General features: G+C 64.7%; 18 protein-coding genes and 1 pseudogene. 18 read left to right on the top strand and 1 reads right to left on the bottom strand.

The window, feature by feature from the left end; all coding sequences use genetic code 11:
- Positions 1–160 precede the first annotated feature (160 nt).
- From AC56DV_RS03470 to AC56DV_RS03400, 15 genes are all read left to right on the top strand, one after another.
- Complete coding sequence (locus AC56DV_RS03470; RefSeq protein ID WP_496312905.1) at positions 161–1,429, top strand: aspartate aminotransferase family protein; 1,269 nt, start codon at positions 161–163, stop codon at positions 1,427–1,429.
- Positions 1,430–1,438: 9 nt separating this feature from the next.
- Positions 1,439–2,512 (top strand): phosphotransferase enzyme family protein, encoded by a 1,074-nt coding sequence (locus tag AC56DV_RS03465; protein WP_496312904.1) that lies wholly within the window; start codon positions 1,439–1,441, stop codon positions 2,510–2,512.
- A gap of 19 nt (positions 2,513–2,531) precedes the next feature.
- Positions 2,532–4,064: an amidase gene (locus AC56DV_RS03460; RefSeq protein WP_496312903.1), complete on the top strand. Its 1,533-nt coding sequence runs from the start codon at positions 2,532–2,534 to the stop codon at positions 4,062–4,064.
- Positions 4,065–4,107: 43 nt separating this feature from the next.
- Complete coding sequence (locus AC56DV_RS03455) at positions 4,108–5,943, top strand: amidohydrolase (RefSeq protein WP_496312902.1); 1,836 nt, start codon at positions 4,108–4,110, stop codon at positions 5,941–5,943.
- Positions 5,944–6,073: 130 nt separating this feature from the next.
- Positions 6,074–6,469 carry a hypothetical protein gene (locus AC56DV_RS03450; protein WP_496312901.1) on the top strand — a complete coding sequence of 132 codons (396 nt, stop codon included), beginning with the start codon at positions 6,074–6,076 and terminating at the stop codon, positions 6,467–6,469.
- Positions 6,462–7,259, top strand: coding sequence for an SDR family oxidoreductase (locus AC56DV_RS03445; RefSeq protein WP_496312900.1), 798 nt, complete (start codon positions 6,462–6,464; stop codon positions 7,257–7,259). The genes AC56DV_RS03450 and AC56DV_RS03445 overlap by 8 nt, the downstream gene beginning before the upstream one ends.
- 34 nt (positions 7,260–7,293) lie before the next feature.
- Positions 7,294–7,500: a hypothetical protein gene (locus AC56DV_RS03440; RefSeq protein ID WP_496312899.1), complete on the top strand. Its 207-nt coding sequence runs from the start codon at positions 7,294–7,296 to the stop codon at positions 7,498–7,500.
- 271 nt (positions 7,501–7,771) lie between these two features.
- Positions 7,772–8,485, top strand: coding sequence for a DUF1329 domain-containing protein (locus AC56DV_RS03435; protein ID WP_496312898.1), 714 nt, complete (start codon positions 7,772–7,774; stop codon positions 8,483–8,485).
- Positions 8,485–9,555: a WD40/YVTN/BNR-like repeat-containing protein gene (locus tag AC56DV_RS03430; protein ID WP_496312897.1), complete on the top strand. Its 1,071-nt coding sequence runs from the start codon at positions 8,485–8,487 to the stop codon at positions 9,553–9,555. Before AC56DV_RS03435 ends, AC56DV_RS03430 begins: the two co-directional genes overlap by 1 nt.
- Complete coding sequence (locus tag AC56DV_RS03425) at positions 9,552–11,993, top strand: efflux RND transporter permease subunit (RefSeq protein ID WP_496312896.1); 2,442 nt, start codon at positions 9,552–9,554, stop codon at positions 11,991–11,993. Before AC56DV_RS03430 ends, AC56DV_RS03425 begins: the two co-directional genes overlap by 4 nt.
- A 72-nt stretch (positions 11,994–12,065) precedes the next feature.
- Positions 12,066–12,914 carry a methyl-accepting chemotaxis protein gene (locus tag AC56DV_RS03420; RefSeq protein ID WP_496312895.1) on the top strand — a complete coding sequence of 283 codons (849 nt, stop codon included), beginning with the start codon at positions 12,066–12,068 and terminating at the stop codon, positions 12,912–12,914.
- 27 nt (positions 12,915–12,941) lie between these two features.
- Entirely contained in the window at positions 12,942–13,595 is a 654-nt protein-coding gene (locus tag AC56DV_RS03415; protein ID WP_496312894.1) for a TetR/AcrR family transcriptional regulator, read from the top strand.
- Positions 13,596–13,998: 403 nt separating this feature from the next.
- On the top strand, positions 13,999–14,385 hold the full coding sequence (locus AC56DV_RS03410) for a YybH family protein (protein WP_496312893.1): 387 nt from the start codon (positions 13,999–14,001) through the stop codon (positions 14,383–14,385).
- Positions 14,386–14,600: 215 nt separating this feature from the next.
- Entirely contained in the window at positions 14,601–16,025 is a 1,425-nt protein-coding gene (locus AC56DV_RS03405; protein ID WP_496312892.1) for an aldehyde dehydrogenase family protein, read from the top strand.
- A 430-nt stretch (positions 16,026–16,455) separates the two neighbouring features.
- Positions 16,456–17,418 carry a helix-turn-helix domain-containing protein gene (locus AC56DV_RS03400; RefSeq protein ID WP_496312891.1) on the top strand — a complete coding sequence of 321 codons (963 nt, stop codon included), beginning with the start codon at positions 16,456–16,458 and terminating at the stop codon, positions 17,416–17,418.
- 7 nt (positions 17,419–17,425) lie between these two features.
- Here the strand turns inward: AC56DV_RS03400 and AC56DV_RS03395 are convergent, their stop codons facing one another.
- Positions 17,426–17,590, bottom strand: a complete 165-nt coding sequence (locus AC56DV_RS03395) for a hypothetical protein (protein ID WP_496312890.1) — start codon at positions 17,588–17,590, stop codon at positions 17,426–17,428.
- Between the two features lie 114 nt (positions 17,591–17,704).
- Here AC56DV_RS03395 and AC56DV_RS03390 point away from each other — a divergent pair, with 114 nt between their 5' ends.
- From AC56DV_RS03390 to AC56DV_RS03380, 3 genes and pseudogenes are all read left to right on the top strand, one after another.
- Positions 17,705–18,547 carry an alpha/beta fold hydrolase gene (locus tag AC56DV_RS03390; protein WP_496312889.1) on the top strand — a complete coding sequence of 281 codons (843 nt, stop codon included), beginning with the start codon at positions 17,705–17,707 and terminating at the stop codon, positions 18,545–18,547.
- Between the two features lie 173 nt (positions 18,548–18,720).
- Positions 18,721–19,329 (top strand): annotated as a pseudogene (locus AC56DV_RS03385) (amidohydrolase family protein); the annotation flags it as partial.
- On the top strand, positions 19,307–20,227 hold the full coding sequence (locus AC56DV_RS03380) for an amidohydrolase family protein (RefSeq protein WP_496312888.1): 921 nt from the start codon (positions 19,307–19,309) through the stop codon (positions 20,225–20,227). The pseudogene AC56DV_RS03385 and the gene AC56DV_RS03380, both read left to right, overlap by 23 nt.
- Positions 20,228–20,269 lie beyond the last annotated feature (42 nt).

Genomic DNA, 20,269 nt, shown 5'->3' with positions numbered 1-20,269 from the left:
TCGCCCGTCTCGTTCCCGTCCAGCCCGCTCCGTCTACGTCCCGGCATTCCCGCTTGATTTCCGACCGTGCCAATTTCGGCTAACGCTCGCCAGTCGGCGTGCGTAACCTAGCCCGTGTGCCATCTCGGCAATTGGAAAAGGAAAGCGACTGGTGACTGACATGGATTTGCTTGAACGTAGATATCGCCTGCTGGGCAAGGGTGCGCCCCTGTTCTACGACGCCCCCCTGCATATCGTGCGGGGCGACGGCGTCTGGTTGTATGACGCGGACGGGAAGCCCTATCTCGACGCGTACAACAATGTCCCGGTGGTCGGGCATTGCCATCCGAGGGTCGTCGAGGCGATCGCCCGCCAAGCCTCGACCCTGAACGTGCATACCCGCTACCTGCACGGCATCATCGTCGACTATGCGCAGCGGCTGACATCCACTTTCGACGCGTCCCTGGATATGGCCGTTTTCACGTGCACCGGCAGCGAGGCCAACGACCTTGCCCTGCGCATGGCGCGAACGCTGACCGGGGGCGAGGGAATACTCTGCACGAACAGCACCTACCACGGCAACACGGCGGCGGTCGACGAGTTGTCGACCATGTTCAACGGCGGCGTGCCCGGCAGCGCCCGCGTGCGTGCGATTCCCTTCCCCGATCATTACCGGCCCATCGGCGGCCTGGCGGGCGAAGCGCTGATTGATGCCTACGTTGCGCGGGCCGCCCAAGAGATCGAGGCGTTCAAGGCGTCGGGCATCGGCTTCGCCGGCATGCTGGTCTGCCCGATCTTCGCCAACGAAGGCCTGCCACTGGCGCCCCAGGGATACCTGGAACGGGTGGCAAGTCTGGTGCGGGACGCCGGTGGCCTGGTGATTTTCGATGAGGTCCAGTCGGGCTTCGGCCGAACCGGCAAGCTATGGGGCCAGGACTACGCCGGCGTGGTGCCGGACATCGTCACAATGGGCAAGCCCATGGGCAACGGTCACCCAATCGGCGGGGTCGTGTCCAGCGCCGGGATCGTCAATGCCTTCCGAGACAAGGTGATGTACTTCAATACCTTCGGCGGCAACCCGGTCTCCTGCGCCGCCGGTCTCGCGGTGCTGGCGGTCATCGAGGATGAGCAGCTGGAGGACAATGCCCGCCGGGTCGGCGTCCACCTCGCCGACGGGCTCGCCGCGCTTCAGCGGCGCTACGAGGTGATCGGGGACGTGCGCAGCAAGGGGCTGTTCTTCGGAGTCGAGCTGGTGCTGGACAGGAAGCGGAAAACCCCCGCAGCCGCGCAGGCAGCTCGTCTCGTGAACCTGATGAAGGAGCAGGGCGTGCTGATCAGCCGCCTCGGCCCCTTCGACAACGTCCTCAAGATTCGTCCACCACTGCCTTTCTCTACGCTGAATGCGGATCAATTGCTCGGCACGCTCGACGCCTGCCTGGCTGTGTTATAGGAGCACACGATGAGCGGATTTATCGAAACCAGCCAGGAAAAGGTCCTGGCCGATCTGCAGGCCCTGGCATTGTCCTCGCTGAAGGAATGGCGCATCGACTGCGGCCGGATCACCCTGATCAAGTTCCGCGAGAACGCCGTCTTCAAGGTCTCGGCTGCGGACGGCAGGCTGTACGCGATGCGCATGCACCGCGGCGGCTACCACTCCGACGATGAGTTGCGGTCCGAACTGCAATGGATGGCGGCGCTGCAGGATTGCGGCATTGCCGTGCCGACCGTGGTTCCAACAGCCGCCGGCGAGCTGTTCATCCGCGCCCAGCCGCGAACGGCGGAGGGGACGGTGCAGATCGATTTGTTCGAATGGATCGATGGGGTCCAACTCGGCACCGCCGAGAACGGACTGGGCGGTGACACCGCCGACATCGAGAAGACCTACCGCACCATTGGCAATATCGCGGCGCGGCTGCACAACCACGGCAGCGATTGGCGCCAGCCGGAGGGATTCCGGCGCCATGCGTGGGACGCGGAAGGCCTGGTCGGCGAGCAGCCCTTCTGGGGACGCTTCTGGGAACTGGACAGCCTGACCCCGGGCCAGCGTAGCCTGCTGCTCGCCGCCCGCGAGATCGTCCGCGCGGAGATGGCGGCCATGGCGCACTCGCCGGACCATGCCCCTTGCTACGGTCTCATCCACGCCGACTTTGTGCCGGAAAACCTGCTCGTCTCGGATGACAAGATCCGTCTGCTCGATTTCGACGATGCCGGCTTCGGCTGGCATTTATTCGAGATAGCAACCGCCCTCTATTTCATCCGAGACGATCCCAACTATGCGGTGGCCCGCGACGCGCTGATTGCCGGATACCGCGAACACCGGACACTACCGGATACCGTATTGGCCAAGCTTCCCGTCTTCTTGATGGCGCGCGGCTTCACCTATCTCGGCTGGGTCCACACCCGGAAGGACACGGACGCCGCCCGCCAGCTCGAGTCCTTTGTCACGGGACTGGCCTGCGACCTGGCCACTCGGTTCATCGAGTCGTACGGCGACACCGATAAACCAGGATCGCGCTCGACGATCGACGCGTAAGCCCAAAGGGAGAACGTCAATGAGCTTGAAACCAACAACGACGGCGGAAGCGCCGTTGGAGCGATCCACGCAGCCGCTGCAGTTCCAGTCGGCCACCGAAATACTGGGGCTGCTACGCGCCCGGAAAATCGGCGCCGTCGAGCTGCTGCAGCTGCATCTGGCCCGCGTCGAGAAGTACAACCCCGCCCTCAATGTGGTCATCGCCCAAGACGCCGAGGGCGCCCTTGCCGCCGCGCGCCTGGCGGACGACAAGCCGGCGTCGGATTTGCCGGTCCTGCACGGACTGCCGATGACGATCAAGGACACCTACGAGGTTACCGGCATGCCGGCCACTTGCGGCTTCCCCTTCCTCGCCGGTCATGTTCCGCGGCAGGACGCGGACGCCGTGGCGCGCCTGAAGAGCGCCGGGGCGATCGTCTTCGGCAAGACGAACGTGCCCACCGCCGCGTTCGACTGGCAGTCCTATAACCCGGTCTATGGCACGTCCAACAATCCATGGGACTTGAGCCGCACGCCCGGCGGCTCGTCCGGCGGATCGGCGGGCGCGGTCGCCGCCGGGCTCTCGGCGCTTGAGCTCGGCAGCGACATCGGTGGATCGATCCGCTGTCCCGCCCATTTCTGCGGCATCTATGGCCACAAGCCCAGCTACGGGGTGGTGCCGTTGCGAGGGCATATTCCGCCGATGCCGGGCGAATTGTTCAGCTACCAGCTAGGCGTGGGCGGCCCGCTGGCGCGCAGCGCGCACGATCTCGAGCTGGCCCTGGACGTGCTGGCATCCCCATCCATGCTGGACGCGACGGCATGGAGCGTCCGGATTCCCGCCAGCCGCCACGAGCGCCTGCAGGACTTCCGTGTCGCCCTGTGGGCCGACGACAGCACCTATGCGGTCGATACGCGCTGCCTGGACGCCATGGAGGCCTACGCGCAGGACTTGCGCCGTCTGGGCGTGACGGTGGACGTCGTGGCGCGGCCGGATATCGACCCTGCGGCATCCTATGACACTTTTTTCAAGACGCTGCTGCAACCCATGGGCGGCGGCATGTCCCCGCAGGCGGTGCGACAGTTCCTCGAGCGGGCGGCGGCGCTGCCGCCGGACAGCAATGGCTACATCGCGCGGACCGCGCGCGTCATGGCGGCGCGGCAGTACGAATCGTTTTCCGTCGCCGAGCAGCGTGAACGCCTGTTCCGGGGCTGGCGCGACTTCTTCACGCGCTACGATCTGGTGATCTGCCCCGTGATGCCTGGCGTGGCCTATCCGCACGATCATCGCGGCGAGGATGAAACCGATCCGATCAGCGCCGCCGAGACGCGCAGCATGATGGTCAATGGTGCGCCGCACCCGTACTGGGACGGCTTGCAGTGGCCGTCGCTGGCGGTGGTCGCCAACCTGCCGGCCACGGCGGTGCCCACCGGCCGCTTCATCGACGGCTTGCCGACCGGGGTGCAATTGATCGGCCCCTATCTGGAGGACCGCACCCCGCTGCGCTTCGCGCAACTGGTCGAACGTGCGCTGGGCGGTTTCACGGCGCCGGGCGGCTACACCACCGCATGAACCACGGCGCATGAAACGCGCGACACTTTGAAAGGAATAGGCAATGACTGAACGGAATGGCCGTACCCTCGTCTTCGGCGGGCAGGTGCTGACTCAAAACGAGCATCGGGAGATCCACGACGCGCTCGTGCTCGAGGGCGACACGGTGCTGGCGACCGGCTCGCTGGCGGACATGAAGGCCTTGGCCGGTGCGTCGGCCCGCGCGCTGGACGTGGACGGCGCCTGCGTGATGCCAGGCCTGATCGACAACCACCCGCATTTCTTGCACTACGGTAGCTTCGACGTGGCCTGCGTCAAGCTGTACGATGCCCGTGACCACGACGAGATCCGGGCGCGCATCCGCGAACGGGCCGCCGTTACCCCGCGCGGCGAATGGATCGTCACCACGCCCGTGGGCGAGCCGCATTATTTCATCCGCCGTTCCTGGCGCGACCTGTCCGAGGGGCGCCTGCCGAACCGCCAGGAGCTGGATGCCGCCGCGCCGGACCATCCCGTCTGGATCCAGGCCTACGCGCCGACCTTGCCCAACGTCTGCGCCATGAATTCGAAGGCGCTCCAGATGCTGGGGTTCACACGCGAGCTGCCGGATTTCATCGACGACGTGTTCGTCGAGAAGGACGCGCATGGCGAGCCGACAGGTATCTTCAGTGGCTATGTGACCAATTACTACAACAGCAGCCGCTTCTGGCTGACGCGCGTACTGGCGCAGGTGATGCGTCCGAGCGACGACCTGTGGTACGCCGGCGCGCTGGCTGGCCAGGTGACGGCGGCGCAGCGCGGCGTCACGGCAGCCTATGAGGGGCACGCGATGAATCCGGAGCACATCGCTGGCTACCAGCGCGTGCGGGATGCGGGCCGCCTGAGCATGCGCGTGCTGACGGCGCTGGAGGCGGCGCCGCTCGCGTTCGATTTCGGCATGGGGCTGACCGACGACGGGATACGGGCCAAATTCGCACTGGCGGCGAGCTTGACGCAGACCGTGGATCCCATGTTCCGCGTCAACGGCTTGACGCTCGGGGTCGGCGGACCCGCCTCCACCGGCCACATGCCGACCGACCGGACTTATAGCGACCCGTTTGGGCGTCCGACGCGCGGCACCTCGTTCATTTCCCGAGCCATCGAACGCGAGACCATCGAGTACTGTCTGCGCAACGATCTGCGTTTGAACCTCATGCCCACCAGCGGCCGGGATCACCGGCGCTTCCTCGAGAACCTCGCGCCGTTCCTGGCCGACTGGGACGTGGGCGCCAGGCAGTGGATCATGCAGCACAACATCTTCATCGACGACGCCACGATCAAGCGCTACGCGGAGCTGCAATTCCACTTCAGCGGCACCGCGAGTTTCTGCTTCGGCAAGGGCGATATGTACCGCCAACGCATGGGCGAGCAGGCGCTCAAGGAGCTCTCGCCGTTTGGCAAGATTTTTGCGTCCGGCGCCAACATTGGATTGGGCAGCGACTGGGGACCCGCCAGTCCGTTCGAGCATCTGGCGCTGGCGGAAACCGGCGAGTTCGCCGGCTCCGGCCACCGGCACAACGGACCGGGCTATGCCATTGGCAGGCAGCAGGCACTCGATGGTTGGACCATCAACAACGCGAAGCTGATGCAGTGGGAGGGGATCGGCGCGCTCAAGCCGGGTTACAAAGCCGACCTGGCCATCGTCGACCGCAATCCGCTGACATGCGGAATCGATGAGTTGCCTGGCACGCAGGTGCTGAGGACCGTACTGGGCGGAAGGGATGTCTTCGACGCCGGCGTCTTCCGCCGCCTGGACGATGCCGAACTGCCGCCCGAGCGGGTGACACCGCGTGCGCGCTCCGCGGCGCCGGGCCGGGCGGGCGCCCATGTCTGCGGCGCGCACTGCACTCACCCCGCCTAAGGTCAGTGCCCGGCGGCCATCCGCCGGGCCCGCAGACCAACACACTCAAGAGGTCAAGCCATGACAGTATCATCCCACCGCACGCTCATCCGCAGAGGGGCCGTGCTTACTCAAAACGCGGGGCACCCCGGTGGGAGAGCCGCACCACTTCATCCGCCGCTCCTGGATCCTGTGCGGGGCCACGGCCTGGCTGCTGGCCTACATCGTCGCGCACCTGGACGTGATCGTACTGCGCCGCCGCCATCCCGGCCTGGCGCGCCCCTACCACAGTCGCTGGCTGCCTTGGCCACAATGGTTCGGAATCGCAGCGATGGTGTATTGCCTATTCCACGTTTCGCCGGAGCCGGCGTTAGCCGGCGTGGTCGATCTGTACGCCGGCGCGGTCCTGGGACTGGTGGCCCTGGCGGCCATGGGGTGGGTGAGCTGGTTCAACGGCGTGGATTGTTCGGGCACGGTGCGCTTTGACAACGCGCCCCGCGCGCCGGGGCAAAGCGATTCTTTAACAACTGGAGGAATGTATGTTTAGTTTGGAAGGCAAGGTTGCGGTGGTGACGGGGGCGAGCCAGGGCATAGGCCAGGGGATCGCCGAGGTGTTCGCCCGGGCCGGCGCCCATGTGGTGGTGGCAGCGCGCAACGCCGCCAATGGCGCGCGGGTCGCCGCCGATATCGAGCGGACCGGCGGCCGCGCGCGCTGGCTGCAAGCTGACATCGGCACCGCCGAGGGCGCCGCGTGCCTGATCGAAACGGTGCTGGGCGAGTTCGGCGCGATCGATGTGCTGGTGCACAACGCCGGGGTCTTTCCGATGGCCACCATCGACGCGCTCACCGAGGCGGAGCTCGATGAAACGCTAGCGGTCAACCTGAAGGCCGCCTTCTGGCTGGCCAAGGCCGTGACGCCGTCGATGCGCAAGCGCGGAGGCGGGCGTCTGCTGTTCACCTCGTCGGTCACCGGGCCGCGGGTGGCGATGCCGATGCTGGCGCACTACGCCGCCAGCAAGGCCGGGCTGAACGGCTTCATCCGGGCGGCCTCCCTCGAATACGCGCGCGACGGCATCACCGTCAACGCGGTCGAGCCGGGCTACATCCGCACCCAGGCGATGGACAGGCTGGTCAGCGCCGAGGAGCAGGCGCAAATGGCCGAGCAGGTTCCCCTTGGGCGCCTCGGCCATCCGCACGATATCGCCCACGCGATGCTCTACCTGGCTAGCGACGAGGCGGTCTATGTCACCGGGCAGAGCATCGTGGTCGATGGCGGATCATGCACGCCGGAGAGCGAGGTTCAGCTGCAGGGCTTCTATGCGAGCCGGGCCGCCTAGTGGTCAGCGCGGCCAGCAAGCAAAGGAGACAGCGATGCTGAACCGCAACATGATCGTCGCCGATGCCCGGGACGGCATGCCGCTGGTGGAGGAGCAATTGGGGCGGCCCTGCCGGTGCTTCCCTACCGCGAGTCCAACGCCCCCTTCGGCGGCGTCAAGCGCTCCAGGCCGGGGGGAGTTCGGACGCCACGGCCTGCAGCAGTACACCTCGATCCAGACGCTCAAGATCATGAAGGGCTAGCGCCTTTCTGAACCGCCGGCGGCGTTTTCCGTGTCTCCTCCATCGTCGGCGTTGCCTTGGCCGTCCGTTCGCGGGCGGCTTTTTTTCGCCCGTGCGGAGGGGCGGGCCGCGGCGTGATCGCGGTGCCAATTTCGGCTAACGCCGACGGCGCCGCGGCTTGTAACCTGACAGTCATCAGGATCGCCGCAGTCGCTCAACGACGCTATGGCGTCCGGAACCGGGGGCAGCCGCTTCCGACCATAAAACAACCCATCAACGGAGGAATAGGGAGATGAAACGAAAGGCAGGGTTGCGGCCCGCAGCGTGGGCCGCTCGCAGTTCGACGCGAGCAAGGAACAGGCGTGGGTCTTTCTCCGGCCAGCGCCGCGTGCGCAAGCTGCCCAACGGGTGCTGCGATACCCCGTCGCTGACGATGGTGGGCGTGGTGAGTTTCGACGAGATCGAGACATGGAGGGGCCGGCTCGACCGTTTCGACTGGAAACTGGTGGGCAAAAAGGAACGCTTCATTCCTTACAACGGCAACCGGGCGCTGCAACCCAATACCGACGCGGAGATGCTGTCCGCGCACCACGACAATCCCGATCGCATGCGCTGGGAATTGCGCCGGGTTTGGTTGGTCGAGGCCACGCTGTGGCAGGGGCAGCGCCATCAGGCGCCGAAGAGCCGCTACTACTGCGACGAGGGCAGCTGGATCTGCGTGCTGGGCGACCGCTGGGATGCGCAGGCACAGCTGTGGAAGACCATCTACGCCAACACCTTCGTCGCCCCCGAGCCCCCGGGTCTGGTCCTGAACGGTTTCGGGTTCAACGATTTGCTGTCGGGTTCGGCCTTCGTGGGCTGTTTGTTGAACAGCAAGCAGGCCCAATACATCATCAAGCCGCGCTATGACGAGGGGGACATTCACGCCCGACGCCATAGCGGGCGAGGGCGTAGGGTGACGCGCATTGCGCGCCGTCCGGCGCGAACGGAAACTGGAGAATATTGATGAACTTTGTTATTTCGTATACGACTGGCGCGGGGTGGAGGACTGCGACGGCGGCGATGCTGCTCGCGGGTGTGACGACCGCAGGCGCCGCGCCGGTGGGCGATGCCATTGACCGGCCGGCGCTGATGTCGGCGCGCGCCGCACGCGCAGTCCTGCTCGGTGCAGCACAGGCGGGCGGCCGTGTGGTCGCGGTGGGGGAGCGCGGCATCGTGGTGCTGTCGGACGATGGTGGCGCCAAGTGGCGCCAAGCGCCCAGCCCGGTGAGCGTGGCGCTCACTGCGGTGCGCTTTGCCGACGCCACCCATGGCTATGCGGTGGGCCATGGCGGCACAGTGCTGGCCACCAGCGACGGCGGCGCAAGCTGGGAGCGCCGCCTTGATGGCCGCCGGGCGGCCCAGCTGGCGCTCGCTGCGGCTCGGGAGGGTGGAGATGCGGCGGCGCTGGCGGACGCCGAGCGCCTGGTCGCCGACGGCGCCGACAAGCCTTTCCTCGATGTGCTGGTGCTCGGCCCGCGGCAGGCCATCGCGGTGGGCGCGTATGGCCTGGCTTTCGCCACCGCCGACGGCGGCCTGACCTGGACCTCGTGGATGCGGCGGCTGGCCAATCCCAAGGGCCTGCATCTCTACGCGATCCGGGCCAGCGGCCAGCGCGTTCTCGTGGCCGGCGAGCAGGGCCTGCTGCGTTTATCCAACGACGGCGGGCAACGTTTCAGCTCGGTCGCCGCGCCGTATCGCGGCAGCTTCTTTACGGCCGAGTTGCCTGCGGATGAGGAGATCGTTGCTGCGGGCCTGCGCGGGAACGTCTGGCGCTCCATCGATGCCGGCGCTAACTGGAGCCAGCTGCCCATGCCCATGGCCGCGTCGATCACCGGCTCCGCCTTGCGCGCCGACGGCTCCCTGGTTCTGGTCGATCAGGCCGGCGCGGTGTTCGCGGGGCGCGGAGACCAACTCGCCCCGCTCAATGTCGAACCCATGCCATCCCTGAGCGGCATATTGCCGCTCAGGGATGGCGGACTGCTCGCGCTGGGCGTGCGGGGCACCATGACGGTGCGCATCGGAGGTGCCAAATGAAGCCTGATCTCAAGCGCGCGCCGGGCACCGGCTTCGATCCGCGGTCCGGATCCCTGCTTGAACGAGCGTTGTTCAATCACCGCGCCGTCGTGGTGCTCCTGTGCGCCATGCTGACCGGGTTACTCGGATGGCAGGCCACCAGGCTCGAGTTCAACGCGAGCTTCGAGAAGACCATTCCCACCCACCACCCATATATCCAGAACTTCCTGCGCTACCAGGGCGAGATCACGGGCCTGGGCAACGCGGTCCGGCTGGCGGTGGAAAACCCCAGGGGCGAAATCTACGACGCGGCCTACCTGGACACGCTGCGCCGGCTGTCGGACGAGGTCTTTCTGCTGCCCGCAGTCGACCGGGTGAAAATGAAGTCGCTGTGGACGCCTTCGACCCGCTGGGTAGGCGTGACCGAGGAGGGGCTGGAGGGGGGACCTGTGATCCCGGATGGCTATGACGGTTCCTCCGCGTCCCTGGAAAAATTGCGAGCCAACATAGCGCGCTCGGGCGAGATCGGCCAGATCGTCGCCCTCGACTCCAAGTCGACGGTGATTTACGTGCCGCTGCTGCAGTGGGACGCCGCCGGCCGGCCGCTCGACTACGCCGTCTTCGCCGAGCGGCTCGCGGCCCTGCGCGCGAAATACGAGGCCAAGGGCGTGGCAGTCCACGTCACCGGTTTCGCGCAGATCGTCGGCGACCTGATCGACGGCGTACGCGCGGTGCTTGTGTTCTTCGCGCTGGCCGTGGCCATCGCCACCGCCACGGTGTTCTGGTATACGCGTTGCGCGCGCTCGACGCTGTTGGTGGTCACGGCGTCGATGGTGGCGGTGGTCTGGCAGCTGGGCCTGCTGCCCACGCTCGGTTACGCGCTCGACCCGTATTCCATCCTGGTGCCCTTCCTGGTGTTCGCCATCGGCATGAGCCATGGCGCGCAGAAGATGAACGGCATCATGCAGGATATCGGCCGCGGCGTGGACAAGCTGGTCGCGGCGCGTTTCACTTTCCGGCGGCTCTTCCTGGCCGGCCTGACCGCGCTGCTCGCCGACGCCGTCGGTTTCGCCGTGCTGCTGGTGATCGACATCCAGGTCATCCGAGAGTTGGCCATCGCCGCCTCGATCGGCGTGGCCGTGCTGATCTTCACCAATCTGATCCTGTTGCCCATCCTGCTTTCCTACACCGGGGTGAACGCCGCGGCCGCCGAGCGAAGTCTCCGTGACGAGGTGGCCGATGCCGCCGGCGCCGACAAGCATCCGGTGTGGGCCTTCCTCGACCGCTTCACGCGGCGCGGCTGGGCAACGGCCGCGCTTGTGACCTGCGCCGCCCTGGGAGGCGGCGGTTTCCTGGCGAGCACCCAGCTGAAGATCGGCGACCTCGATCCGGGCGCTCCCGAGCTGCGGCCCGACAGCCGCTACAACCGCGATGTCGCCTTCATGAACGCCGCTTACGGCGCGTCGAGCGACGTGCTGGCGGTGATGGTGAAGACGCCCGAGGACCAGTGCGCGCAGTACACCACGCTCAACAAGGTGGACGCGCTGGAGTGGCAGTTGCGTCAGCTGGAGGGGGTTGAATCGACGGGCACGCTGGCCTTGCTCAACCGTCGCGTGCTCGCAGGCCTGAACGAAGGCAACCCCAAGTGGTACGAGTTCCTGCCCAACCAGGACATGCTCAACGCGGTCACGGCCGGTGCGCCGCGCGGGCTGTACAACGAATCCTGCAGCCTGCTCACGATGTACATCTACCTGCGCGATCACAAGGCCGAGACCCTGGAACGGGTGGTCGGCCACATCGAAGCCTTCGCCAGGGAGAACGACACCGGGGAGGTCAAGTTCCTCCTCGCCGCCGGCAGCGCCGGGATCGAGACGGCCACCAATATCGTGGTCAAGGACGCTTGGCGCCGGATGCTGTTCCTGGTCTACGGCGCGATCGTGCTGCTCGCCTTCGTCGCCTTCCGCTCCTGGCGCGCGGTCCTGGTGGCGGTACTGCCGTTGGTGTTGACCTCGGTGCTGGCCGAGGCTCTGATGGTGGCCCTGGGCATGGGTGTAAAGGTGGCCACCCTACCGGTCATCGCGCTGGGGGTCGGCATCGGCATCGACTATGCGCTTTACATCCTGTCGGTGACGCTGAACCAGATGCGCGAGGGCAAGAGCCTGTCGGAATCCTATTACCGGGCGCTGCTCTTCACCGGCAAGGTGGTGATGCTCACCGGGATGACGCTGGCGATCGGCGTGCTCACCTGGGTCGCCAGCCCGATCAAGTTTCAGGCGGACATGGGCTTGCTGTTAGCTTTCATGTTCCTGTGGAACATGCTTGGCGCCCTCGTCCTGCTCCCCGCGCTCGCTCATTTCCTGTTGAAGCCACCACGGCAGCCCGAGGCCGAGGCCGTATCGGGCGTGCCGGCCGCCGGCGCCGGCCGCCCCCGGGCGCTGGTCGAGGAAGGGCAAGCGTGAAGAGGCGCGCGCAAGCGGCAGGACGGCGCGCGACGCATTTCCTCAACAACGGATGAGCAAGGGAGTTCCGCTATGTGTGTGGCCTTGATATTCGCCGGCGCCCTAAGCGGCGCGGTGCTGACGGCGCTGTTAGGCGCCTGGCGGGCGCGGCGGCGCGCGATCGCCGCGCAAGCGCACGCCGCAGTGGAAACGGATCCGCGCCACATGCGCGGCGAAGGCGGCGGACGGCGCAGGGAGGGCGCCCAGACCGTTGCGCCCGCCCCGCGGGACACGGACGCCCCGGCGCCGCGCGAATACGGCGAGGCGCGCCGCGCCGCCGCCGAACTGCTGGTCTGCATCGAGCGGGGCATCGCCGATATGGCGGCGGCGAACGCGCTCGCCGCCGCCGGCGGCACCCGAGTGATGGAGGGGGGCGAACTGATGAGCAGTGTCGCGACGCATGTTGAAAGCCTGGGCGAGCGCATCCGCCGCGCCCAGGACGACCTCGGCACGCTGGAGCTACACTCCGGCCGGATTGCGGACATTGTCGCGACCATCAAAAAAATCTCCGACCAGACCAACTTGCTTTCGCTCAACGCCGCGATCGAGGCCGCTCGCGCGGGACAAAGTGGCCGTGGCTTCATGGTGGTCGCTGGCGAGGTGAGGAGACTCGCCGAGCAGGTCAAGCGGGCGAGCGAGCAAATCGGTGGCATCGCCGCCGATATCAAGCGCACCTCGGGCGAAGCCCAGGCGGCGATGGGCGAGGCCGCCCATACCGTCGGTGCCGGCCGCGAGGCCAGCCTGAGCGCCCAGTGCGCGATGGATGACATCCAGGCCGGGGCCAGGAACCGGGTGGAGGTGGTCGGCAAGATCACGCGGGGGTTCCATCGCCAGAGCGCGCTCGCCGCCGGCATCATTTCCGCGCTTGAGAGCGCGGATTAGTTGTTCAACCACTGGATGATGTCGAGTATGGGTGTTCCGAAAAATATCAAACTGCCCGTTCGCTTCCCGCGCGCCAGCCGACGAAAGGCGCAGCGCCCTCGCGAGTTGATAGAGGCGGCCACGACTCTATTCTCGGAAAAAGGAGTGATCGCAACGCGCATGGATGAAATCGCGGCAAAGGCCAAAGTCTCGAAGGGCTTGATCTACCGGTATTTCAAGAATAAGGAGGAATTGTTCCAGATGGTCTTCCAGGAAAATGTGGTGCCTGTACTGGAGCAATGCGAGCGGCTGGTTGAGCAATCGGAAAAGGCCGCGCCGGACCTGTTGCATGAATTGCTGCTTTACTGGTCTCGTGTGCTCGATGCCGAAGCCACGCCGGGAATTTTTCGTCTGGCTGTTTCCGACGCGTTTGACCACTCGAACCCGGTCAATGCCCATGGCCGAGAGCTGCGCCAGCGATGCCTCGTTTTGCTTGAGGGTGTCATCTCGCGGGGAATAGAGCAAGGCGCATTCCGGGCGTTCGACGCTCATCTTCTGTCGCACATAGTGCTGGCGCCGATTATTGTCCGGGAAACCGTGGTCGGTGCGGACAACGTTTCTCGCGCGGCATCCGGCGCATCGGATCACTTTTGGCGCGATTATTTGGATTTGATATTTCAAGGGCTGCTCACAGCAAAATAGGGCGCTGCGCCTGGTGCCGGCCAAGCCCGCTCTTCGCGGTTCAATTCGCCTGGACGGGTCCGGCGCGCACTCAATTCGCATGCCAGAACAAATCACAATCGCCTCATGGTGGGCCACACCGTGCTCTTGATATAGCTTGAAGATTTCGTCTTTGCTCGCTTTTCAAACAGCCTTTCGGCAGCTTGACATGGTGACGTTGCGTGCCGCGTCCCTGCCGGCGCAGACAGTGCCAATTTTGGCTAACGCCTGCCGTCCAGCATGCGTAACCTAACCATCGAGATTGCATAGGTGCCTCCGTCGACTGCATGGGCAGGGCGGGCGCCACGAGGCCGGTAAGCCTGGCAGCGCATTCTGGCGGCCCCGGCGAACGCAAAATGTCCACCAACACTATAGGAACAGCACCATGACTGAATCAACACCCCCACCCATCCATGAAGGGGTGGCGGCAACAATACGGAGGTTCGAGGAGGCGTTCAACGCTGGCGATCCGGCGCGTGCCGCCCGTGAGGTCTACACGAAGGACGCGTGGCTCCTGCCACCGGGAGGGCCGATGCTCATGGGGCGAGAGAATCTGGCCGCTTTCTGGGAGACCGCAGCACAGCAGATGGGAATAAGGCGAGTAAAAGTCTCGACGCTGGAACTGGAGCTGTATGGCGACCGGGCGCATGAGATCGGCCAGACGACTGCGACCTTGGCCGACGGGACCAATGTGGTAGCGAGGTATGTGATCGTGTGGAAGCAGGAGGACGGTGTATGGCGATGGCATATCGACATCTGGAACATGGGCTAGCGATGAGCCGGGCTGAACTTTCACCTCGTCTGCAGTCGCAGCGACAAAAGCGGACGGTTTAGTCCGAAGCCGATATTCAGGGATAGAGAACATGAAACGAAAGACTGGGTTGGCGCTGGCCTATGCCCCAGGAACAGTGTCGTTCTCGTGCGCCGGCAGGCCCGGCGCCGATGGACATGGGCACTGAACAACCACCATCGACAATGGAGAGAGATATGCTGAAATTCGACATGCTCATTAACGGCCACCCTGTGCGCGGCGAGCAGACCCTGGACGTGGTTAATCCGGCCACCGAAGAAGTGTTCGCCTGCGTGACGCTAGGCGATCCGTCTCACGTGAACCTGGCCGTTGCTGCGGCGCGCGTCGCCTTTCCAGCATGGAGCCGCACACTTGACGCCGAACGCAAGCAGGCACTGCATCGCCTGGCCGACGCGCTGGAAACCCATATGCCCGAGCTGATGGAACTGGTGACCAAGGAGAGCGGCAAGCCGCTCACCGGGCTCAACGGGGTGGGCTCGAGTATGGAGATCGGAGGGGCGATCGCATGGACGCGTGCCACTGCGGCCCTGGATTTGCCAGTCGAGGTAATCCAGAACAACGACGAGGCGCGCGTGGAGGTGCACCGCAAGCCGCTCGGTGTGGTTGGTTCCATCACCCCTTGGAACTGGCCGCTGATGATCGCCATCTGGCACGTCATGCCGGCTCTGCGTGCGGGCAACACGGTGGTGTTGAAGCCTTCCGAGTACACCCCGGTGGCAACACTACGCTTCGCCCAGCTCGCCAACGCCATCCTGCCCCCCGGCGTGCTCAACGTTGTCACCGGTGACGGTGAGGTAGGCGCCACGATCGCTGCGCATCCGGACATCGACAAGATCGTGTTTACCGGTTCCACTCCGACCGGTAGGCGGGTCATGGAGAAGGCTGCCGGCAACTTCAAGCGCCTCACTCTGGAACTCGGCGGTAACGACGCCGGCATCGTCCTGGCGGATGTCGACCCCAAGGCGATCGCACCGCGCCTCTTCGGCGCCGCCTTCCACAACAACGGCCAAACCTGCGCCTGCCTTAAGCGCCTCTACGTGCACGAAAGCATCTATGAGCCGCTGTGCGCCGAGCTCGCCCGGCTCGCCGGGGAGGCCGTGGTGGGCGATGGGCTTGCCGAGGCCACCCAGCTTGGACCGCTTCAGAACGCCCGCCAGCGCGCCATCGTCCGCGACTTGGTGGAGGATGCCCGCGAGCGCGGGGCGCGCATCGTGGCTGGCGGACACATGCGGCCGGGCAAGGGCTTCTTTTTCGCGCCCACGATCGTCGCCGATGCACGGGACGGCATGCCGTTGGTCGATCTGGAGCAGTTCGGACCGGCCCTGCCGGTGATCCGCTATTCCGATGTCGACGAAGTGATCGCGCGTGCCAACCGTAACCCCAACGGCTTGGGTGGCTCGATCTGGTCGGGCGACCTGGCTCGTGCCAAGGAGCTGGCGTTGCGCCTGGAGTGCGGCACGGCCTGGGTGAACGAGCACGGCGCGGTGCAGCCAGATGCGCCTTTCGGCGGGGTCAAGCAATCAGGGCTAGGGGTTGAGTTCGGGCGCTACGGTCTCGAAGAATACACGTCGATCCAAACGATCAAGATCGTGAAAGGCTAACTTCTTTTCCTACGCTGCCGGCGGAACTGCTCCGCTGTCTCCTTTTCCGCCGCCGGCGGCTTGCTTCGGTCGTCCGTTCGCGGACGGCCTTTTTTTTTACATCAGGCAACTCAGACACATTTGCCTTGCGAACGTTCAATCGCGCTCAATTGTTCCCACCGGCGCGATTCTCGGTATGCGCACCAGCCGAACAGATCGGCCACGCCGTAGAGACCGGCAAGGTGCGTTGTTCCGGGACTGTTCTGCAGCGCACCATGAACGGGCCTATCCCAAGCTGTCATGCACTGGATTGGCGCGGGCATCCAGAAAAAGGATTGCAATTTAAGTCGATTGGGCTGCAGAATCCTGGAACAAATCTCGCTTAGACGAGCCTGCACTTGATGCGTTCTGGCACCGCCAGTCCGAGTGCAAGGAAGAAGGAGACAGTGATATGAACCAACAAACAGAAGGCAACGCTGCAAACAGCGTTCAGCCGACACACCGCTCCTGGCCCTCATTCGACGGCTGGGACGTGGAATTCACGCAGCTGTCTGCTGGGACGTACGCGTGGGAGGCGCAGGAAGTGCAGCTTGACGGCGTGCAGATTTACACTGCAGCTGCGAATCGGACGACCAATCAATTCGGCGCGGCATGGCCCAATTCCCTGGTATTTGCCATACCGTGCAGGATCGAGCACGAAGGCAGGATCAATGGACAGCGTTGGTGCTATGACATCGCGGCATTTCGAGGCGAGACTGAGTTCAACTCACTCCTGTCACCGATAAAGTTATTGACGGTGGCTATTTCTCGCGACGTTGCTGCCGACTATTTGCAGACCGTTGAGCATGCATCGCTACACGATTGGCTAAAGCGCGGGATGCTGCTGATCAATGATCCAGCCCGCGCGGCCCTGGCAATTCAGGCTTTCACAGGACTGCTTGAAGGCAGTCGCACCGAACCGAGCCTGCTCGCTTATCCCCAGGCGCGCGCTGCGGCAAGACAGACGGCGATGGAGATACTGGCGCCCTTGATGCTCGACAACCTGGTCCCGCCTCCAGCTGCCTATAGGGAGTTCAGTCATACGCAACTTGTCCGGCGGGCTCGCGAATTCGCGCTCGCAAATATCGACCAGCCGTTGCAGATCATTGATGTCTGTCGAGCGCTCGGCGTCTCCCGACGTGCATTGCAGTACGGCTTCCAGGATGTACTGAATATCAATCCAGTCGCCTATTTGCGGCTGCTCCGGCTCAACGGCGCACACCGCGATCTGGCCAATGCCGGCGACAAGCCGGTGCAGGTGCAGGATGTCATTGCGCGTTGGGGCTTCTGGCATTTCAGCCGCTTCAGTGCGGAGTACAAAAAGATGTACAAGGAACTGCCTTCGGAGACCCTGCGCCATGCACTTGCAGGATAGGTTCGCATCAGGCCTGTGAGGACTTCGCATCTCCCTGGCTCTCGGCGCGCAAGCCGATTCCGAAGTGGTCAGAATTATCCGCTACGCTGTTTTCCTGATCCGTATCGCGAACTTCCTCGAACGTCCACATCGTCGTCGCAATTCCTTCGGGTTTCTCGCCGAGCGCGAGCACGCATTTCTCCGATGCTGCTGGCCAGATTTGAACAGCCGATGCCAATTTCGGCTAACCGCCAACGGCCATTGTTCGTAACATGGGATCCTTCATTCACAAGGAAGGAGCAATGACATGCACAACGGCCTGCTACAAGTTGATGGTGCGGACCTGTATTACGAGGTGCGGGGCAGCGGACCGGCGCTGCTGATGATCAGCGGTGCCGGGGGCGATGCCGGTTTTTACGAGGATGCGTCCAAGGAGCTTGCAGATGCCTTCACCGTCATTACCTACGATCGGCGGGGCAACTCCCGCAGTACCGGCCGTGTCTCCGTGCCGATGACCTTCGCCCAGCAGGCGTCCGACGCTCGGGCGCTCATCGACGCGCTCGCAGGCGGCCGGTCCCTGGTGTGCGGTTGCAGCGCTGGCGCAAGCATCGCCCTGACGCTGGCTGCGCAGCATCCGGAGGTGGTGGCAGGGCTCATCGCGCATGAGCCGCCTGCCGTGAGTGTGCTCCCTGATGCTGATCATTGGCAGAGTTTCTTCGCCTCGATCACCGAGCTTTACAAGAAGGATGGCGCCATGGCCGCCGTCATGCAGTTCGTCCAGACGGTACGGGGGGAGGGCAGCTATGAATGGCCAGAGGAACTGATGCAGCGATTCATGGGCAACGTGGAGCACATCTTTGCGGTGGAGTGGAACGCCATTGGCAGCTTCGTTCCGGACGAGCCTGCGCTCAAGGCCGCGACCTTCCCGATCATGCTTGCCGCAGGTGCTGAGAGCCGTGGTGCTTATTACGCCCGGACTGCCGCCGTGATTGCTCAGCGGATCGGAGCATCGTGGGGCGAGTTCCCCGGAATTCACTTGGAGTCCGTGGCGCGTCCTGCAATGTTCGCGGCGGCGGTTCGGGTTGTGGCGACAGAAATGCACAGCCGCGCGGCGGGCATCCCTGAACAATGGATGGCGGACCCTGTCTGAACGAAGCCAGGCCATGACTGTATTGGGCTCCGGAAGTTTTCCGGGCTCTCCATGCACTGCGTCAGTTATGCCTTCCTGCGCGTGATCGGCGCGTGCGCCTGCTCCCAGCAACATTCAACCTTTTCCAGCAGCAGGGAACTCCTCTGCTCCTTCTCGCCCTGAAAGGCACTGCCATGCCCGTACATCTTGATCTTGGCTCCATCGTCTCGCCGCTTCCCGACGTCTACGATCGCCTCCGCCTCGACGGAGCGTTCATTTACACCGCCGACCCCGAACGTCCTGTCATCCCGGAAGGCTCCTTGTTGATCGAACGCTCGCTCATCACCGCCGTTGGCACCCGTGCAGAGGTCGATGCGGTGGAAGCGTCCTTAGGAGAACCAAGGGGTCGTAGCCGCCATATCGATGCGTCCGGCACGATGGTAATGCCAGGACTGGTCAACAACCACTGGCACGAAGCGGGAATCTTGCGCGCCTTGCAAGGGCTGGGCATGGATCCCGATGACGCCGACACCGTGCCCGGTGACATGGCCAACGGTATGAACGTCGAGGCCGTGACGCTGCAGTTCAACGGCCTGTTCGACCTGGTGAAAGCAATGCCGCCGGAGTTCGCCCGGATCGCCGCGGTCCAGGCGTTCGCGACGCAGTTGCGGTCCGGTACGACCTGCGTGGCCGATTTCGGGTCGGTGAACCTGCCGGACGTGCTCGCACAGGCCGTGCTCGACACCGGCATTCGCGGAATCGTCTCCGTCTACGGAGTCGATGGGGAGTGCGCCCCCACCGAAAGCACCTTTATGCGGACCCGCGATACCCGACGCGATACTTGCAGACACGGAGCGTGTGCTTGCCAGGTACAACGATCACGAATCCGGCCGGTTGCGAGCGATGCCCTCCGTGCTCTGGGGGCCGAACGCGAGCGACGAACTGTTGCGGGGTGCTGCCGAGCTCGCGCGAAAGTACGACACCCCATGGGGCTTCCATCTCGCTACAGCGGCCAATGAGTCGGCGGGGTGCCGCAAGTACTTCGGTGTCCGCGCGGTAGAGCGTCTGCATCGGCTGGGGCTGCTGTCTCCGCGGCTGATCTCGGCACACACCGCATTCGCCGATGGTGATGAGTTCGAGTGGCTGGTGAATGCTGGTGTCCACCTGACGTACTCTCCACAGAGATATGGAACCACCGGTGAGTCGCCCATCACAGCAACCCGGCAAATTCTGCGCTTCCTCGAATCGAACGCGCCGGTATCCCTCAGTTCCGACGGCGACGCAGTCCCGGTTGGCAACATGCCGGAGTCAATGCGAATGGCATGGCTGGCCTGCAACGAGATGGCGGGAGACCCATCCATCATCACACCAATGCGGGCGCTTTCGATGGCGACCATGAAAGGAGCCGAGGCGCTGAGATGGTCGGCTGAGATCGGTTCTCTGACTGCAGGCAAGAAGGCTGACTTCTTCACGGTGCCGATCGACGACTGGCGCTACGTCGGTATGCGGCGGCCTTTGAACAGCTTCCTCGTCATGGGGGGATCCAGCGATATCAACATGGTGGCCGTCGACGGGCGCGTCTTGGTCGAGGGCGGCGTGTCGACCTTCATCGACGAAAGAGCGCTCTCCGCGGCCTTCCTGGACGCTTCCAAGGAATTCGCCCGCGTCATCGGCGAGGGCATGGCGCGAGTGCCGGGCTGACGCCCAGAGAATCAGCCCCGCCGGTGGATGGCGTTCGCAATG

This window comes from Massilia sp. BGA-UO-ETr-WB1 (assembly GCF_059567845.1).
This window is presented reverse-complemented; position numbering and strand designations above follow the sequence as displayed.